7 protein-coding genes are annotated in these 4,517 nt (G+C 30.9%); 4 read left to right on the plus strand and 3 right to left on the minus strand.

What is annotated here, in order from left to right:
• The 3 genes from Q0V09_RS08025 to folE form a co-directional block, all read right to left on the minus strand.
• Positions 1-158 (minus strand): dihydropteroate synthase (locus Q0V09_RS08025; protein ID WP_297488319.1); only part of this gene is annotated, 158 nt, incomplete at its 3' end.
• Between the two features lie 9 nt (positions 159-167).
• Entirely contained in the window at positions 168-992 is an 825-nt protein-coding gene (folK, locus tag Q0V09_RS08030; RefSeq protein WP_297488313.1) for a 2-amino-4-hydroxy-6-hydroxymethyldihydropteridine diphosphokinase, read from the minus strand.
• 8 nt (positions 993-1,000) lie between these two features.
• On the minus strand, positions 1,001-1,552 hold the full coding sequence (gene folE / locus Q0V09_RS08035) for a GTP cyclohydrolase I FolE (protein WP_297404676.1): 552 nt from the start codon (positions 1,550-1,552) through the stop codon (positions 1,001-1,003).
• 132 nt (positions 1,553-1,684) lie between these two features.
• On the opposite strand from folE, the gene ylxM reads away from it, so the two are divergent.
• From ylxM to Q0V09_RS08055, 4 genes are all read left to right on the plus strand, one after another.
• Entirely contained in the window at positions 1,685-1,996 is a 312-nt protein-coding gene (gene ylxM, locus Q0V09_RS08040) for a YlxM family DNA-binding protein (RefSeq protein WP_297404675.1), read from the plus strand.
• Positions 1,997-2,008: 12 nt separating this feature from the next.
• Positions 2,009-3,352, plus strand: a complete 1,344-nt coding sequence (ffh, locus tag Q0V09_RS08045; protein ID WP_297404673.1) for a signal recognition particle protein — start codon at positions 2,009-2,011, stop codon at positions 3,350-3,352.
• Positions 3,353-3,416: 64 nt separating this feature from the next.
• Positions 3,417-3,680, plus strand: coding sequence for a 30S ribosomal protein S16 (gene rpsP / locus Q0V09_RS08050; RefSeq protein ID WP_297404671.1), 264 nt, complete (start codon positions 3,417-3,419; stop codon positions 3,678-3,680).
• Between the two features lie 115 nt (positions 3,681-3,795).
• Positions 3,796-4,517, plus strand: a 722-nt coding sequence (locus Q0V09_RS08055) for a Tex-like N-terminal domain-containing protein (protein ID WP_297488316.1), incomplete at its 3' end; no start/stop codon positions are given.

Genomic DNA, 4,517 nt, shown 5'->3' on the forward strand with positions numbered 1-4,517 from the left:
CCTGGCCTAGTTGATTGTCCTCCAACATCAATAATATCAGCTCCATCATTTAAAAGTTTTTCAGTTTGAATTAAAGCTTCCTCAATGGTAAAAAAGTTTCCTCCATCAGAAAAAGAATCTGGAGTAATATTTAAAATACCCATAATTAAAGTGCTCATAAAATCCTCCTAGTTACTAGATTTATCTAAAATTCTTTTTAAAGTTGTAATTGTTTTTCTTTCAAGTGGATGAACAATATTTGGTGCAATTTCACATAGTGGATCAAGAACAAAGCTTCTTTCACACATCCAAGGATGAGGTACAGCTAAGTTATCTAGTTCAATAATGTCATTGTTAAATAGTAAAATATCTAAATCAATTAATCTAGGGCCCCATTTTATCTCTCTAACTCTTCCCATCTCTTTTTCAATATTAAGTAGATTTTCTAAAAGTTCCACTCCAGTAAATAAAGTAGTAACTTCAAGACAGGCATTTAAAAAATTATCTTGAATAACATCTCCAAAGGGTTCTGTAACTAAAAAAGAACTACACTTAGTAACCTTAGTATTTTTTAAAGAATCTATCAAAGATATTGCTCTTTTTAAGTTCTCTTCACTGTTACCAATATTACTCCCAATTGAAAGATAAGCTTTATTTCTTTGACGATTTGCTTCTATGGCAACAAAGTCAAATTGTTTTCTTATAGGTGCCCAAGGTTTTTTTACAAGAACTTTAACCTTTTGGATAAGTGGAAAGTTAACTAAAATCTCCTCAGCTATTGCTTCACCAAGAGCTTCAATTAAATCAAAAGATTTGGAAAAGAAAACCTTTTCCACATGATCTGAAACAAAACCATAGTGAGTAGAATGGTTTAAATCATCATTAACTCCAGCTCTCCTAGTGGAAGTTTCCATCTCTATTGAAATAGAAAACTTTTGATGTAACATTTTTTCCTCTTTAAATACTCCGTGATTTCCAATAAATTCTAAATTTTCAATATATATTTTGTCCATATGTCTCCTTATTTTATAAGATTGATTATCTCTGTTTTTAAGTTATTATTTTCAGTAAAAACTCCCCTTGAGGCAGTTGTTATTATTTTAGTTCCAGGAGCTTTAACTCCTCTCATAGTCATACAAAGGTGCTCAGCTTCCATAAGAACGTAAACTCCTTGGCATTTTAAAGCTTTAAAAATAGTGTCAGCAATCTCTCCACACATTCTCTCTTGAAGTTGTGGTCTTTTGGCATAGGCTTCTACAACTTTAACTAAATCTCCAAAACCAACTATTTTACCATTTGGAATATAACCAATAGCTATTTTTCCAAAAAATGGTAAAAAATGGTGTTCACACATAGAGTAGAAAGTTATCTCTTTTTCTAAAACTAAATCATTTTGTGGAACAGGAAAAGTTCTTTCTAGAAAATCCTCTGGATTTATATTTAAACCTGAAAAAACTTCCTTATAAAAAATTTCCATTCTCTCTGGAGTGTTCTCAATAACCTCTTGAGAGACTCCCCCTGTTTCACTATTTATCTCTTTAATAATCTTTTCAAAAGACTCTTTTATAATCAAATTTGTCACCCCTTAAATAGTGTATTTATTTGATTATATCATAATAATAAATAGAAAAAAATATATTAAAGTTTGTAAAGAAAAAATCCTTGACAAATTATGTGGGTGTCGGTATAATGTATTGGTGATATTATGGAATTGAATGAAATGTTAGAAGTTTCTATTTTACTTGATTATTACAAGAATCTTTTAAGTGATAGACAAAAAGAATATTTATTAGAACACTTTGAAGAGGATCTTTCTCTTACAGAGATTGGTAAAAGACATAATGTTAGTAGACAAGCAATCTATGATAACATTAAAAGAGGAATTAAAATATTGAGAAATTATGAAAAAATTATTGGATTTCATAAGAGAGATTTAGAATTAAAAGCTCAATTGGAAGAGCTAAAAGAAAATTTTACAAAGAAGAATTTAGAAAGCATTATCGAAAAAAACTTTTAGTGGGAGTGGCCGATGTTAGAAAATTTAGGAAGTAGATTCCAAAATATAATGAAAAAAGTTAGAGGTCATGGGAAACTAAGCGAAAGCAACATAAAAGAAGCTTTACGTGAAGTTAGAATGTCTTTACTAGAGGCCGACGTAAACTATAAAGTTGTTAAGGATTTTGTAGCTAAGATACAGGAAAAGGCTGTGGGTACAGAGGTTTTAACAGGTGTTAACCCAGGACAACAATTTGTAAAAGTAGTAAATGATGAGTTAGTTGAACTTTTAGGAGGAACAAACTCAAGACTTACAAAAAGTGTTAAAAATCCAACAGTAATTCTATTAGCGGGATTACAAGGAGCAGGAAAAACAACATTTGCAGGAAAATTAGGAAAACACTTACAAAAACAAGGTGAGAAAGTATTCTTAATAGGGGCAGATATATATAGACCAGCAGCAATGAAACAGTTAGAAGTTTTAGCTAACCAAATAAAAGCTGAGGTTTATTTTGAACTAGGAAGTAAAGATGCAGTTGCACTTTGTGAAAGAGGACTTGCTAAGGCAAAGGAATCTGGAGCAACTTATGTAATAGTGGATACTGCAGGTAGATTACATATAGATGAAGTATTAATGGAAGAGGTTAAAAACATAAGAAAAGCTGTTAGACCTCAAGAAATTCTATTAGTTGTTGACGCAATGATAGGACAAGATGCTGTAAACTTAGCTCAATCATTTAATAATGCTTTAAGTATTGATGGAATAGTACTTACAAAGTTTGATGGTGATACAAGAGGAGGAGCAGCCTTATCAATAAAATCAGTTGTTGGGAAACCAATTAAATTTGTTGGAACTGGTGAAAAATTAGATGACTTGGAACTTTTCCATCCAGAGAGATTGGCATCAAGAATCTTAGGAATGGGAGATGTAGTTTCTTTAGTTGAAAAGGCTCAAGAGGCTATCGGTGAAGAGGATGCAAAATCTTTAGAAGAAAAAATAAGAACTCAAAAATTTGATCTTGATGATTTCTTAAAGCAACTTCAAAATATAAAGAAGTTAGGATCTTTAGGAAGTATATTAAAAATGATTCCTGGAATGGGACAGATAGGAGATTTAGCTCCTGCTGAAAAAGAGATGAAAAAAGTTGAAGCAATTATTCAATCTATGACTAAAGAAGAGAAGAAAAAACCTGAAATTTTAAAAGCTAACCGTAAGTTAAGAATAGCTAAGGGAAGTGGAACTCAAGTGTCTGATATAAACAAACTACTTAAACAGTTTGAACAGATGAAAGAGATGATGAAAATGTTTTCAAATGGAAAATTCCCACAGATACCTGGAATGGGTGGAAAAAAAGGTGGAATGAAGTTTCCTTTTTAGATAAAATGAATATAACGAGCAAACCAAAATAATAATAAAGAAGATAAAGGAGAAGTGATTTTAGATGTTAAAATTAAGATTAACTAGAATGGGAAGCAAAAAGAGACCTGTATACAGAATAGCTGCTATGGAAGCGTTATCAAGAAGAGACGGTAAGGCAGTAGCTTACTTAGGAAACTATTTCCCATTAGAAGATGGAAAAGTATCTCTTAAAGAAGAGGAAATTGTAAAGTTCCTTATGAACGGAGCACAACCAACTAGAACAGTTAAGTCATTATTAGACAAAGCTGGAGTTTGGGCAAAGTTCGAAGCTGCAAAGAAAAACTAATTGCATAAAGAATTGGTGCCTAAGGGCACCTTTTTTTTTCTCTTTGTATTAGACAACGATTGTAATAATATGGTATAATACAAGGTAAATTCGATAATAAAAAGGAGATAAGTTTATGGATAAGCTCTTTAAAAGAATTGCTACTGAATTGGGAATAAAAATAGACCAAGTGTCTAATACTATAAAGTTATTAGATGAAGGTGCTACTGTTCCATTTATAGCAAGATACAGAAAAGAAGTTACTGAAAATTTAGATGAAACACAGATTTCTAAAATATCTGAAATGGTGATCTATTTAAGAAATTTAGAAACAAGAAAAGAAGAAGTTATCAGATTAATTGAAGAGCAAGATAAACTAACTGAAGAACTTAAAAAACAAATATTATCAGCTGAAAAGCTTCAAGCTGTTGAAGATATATATTTTCCTTATAAAAAGAAAAGAAAAACAAAGGCAGATATAGCTAAAGAGCAGGGATTAGAACCACTTTCTCTTGAAATTTACAAAATGTCAACACTTAAAGAGTTAGAGGGAAAAGCAAAAGAGTTTATGAATGAAGAGGTTGCAACTATAGAAGCTGCAATTGAAGGAGCAAAATTAATAGTAGCTCAAAATCTGTCTGAAACACCTGAGTATAGAGAGAGATTAAGAGAAGAGATGCAAAAAAAAGGTATTGTAACATCTAAAAAAAGTAAAAAAGCTGAAGAGTTAGATGGAAAGCTAATATATAAAGATTATTATGAATATACAGAGCCTGTTTCAAAAGTACTTTCACATAGAGTTTTAGCTCTAAATAGAGGGGAAAAAGAGGGAGTGTTATCAGTAGGATTAATTTTTCA

It is taken from the genome of uncultured Cetobacterium sp., from assembly GCF_947039425.1.
Taxonomy (GTDB): Bacteria; Fusobacteriota; Fusobacteriia; order Fusobacteriales; family Fusobacteriaceae; genus Cetobacterium_A.

Excerpts from the sequence above, each read along its gene's own strand:
- folK (WP_297488313.1), bottom strand. The coding sequence starts at position 992 with ATGGACAAAATATATATTGAAAATTTAGAATTTATTGGAAATCACGGA.
- ylxM (WP_297404675.1), top strand. The coding sequence starts at position 1,685 with ATGGAATTGAATGAAATGTTAGAAGTTTCTATTTTACTTGATTATTAC.
- ffh (WP_297404673.1), top strand. The coding sequence starts at position 2,009 with ATGTTAGAAAATTTAGGAAGTAGATTCCAAAATATAATGAAAAAAGTT.
- rpsP (WP_297404671.1), top strand. The coding sequence starts at position 3,417 with ATGTTAAAATTAAGATTAACTAGAATGGGAAGCAAAAAGAGACCTGTA.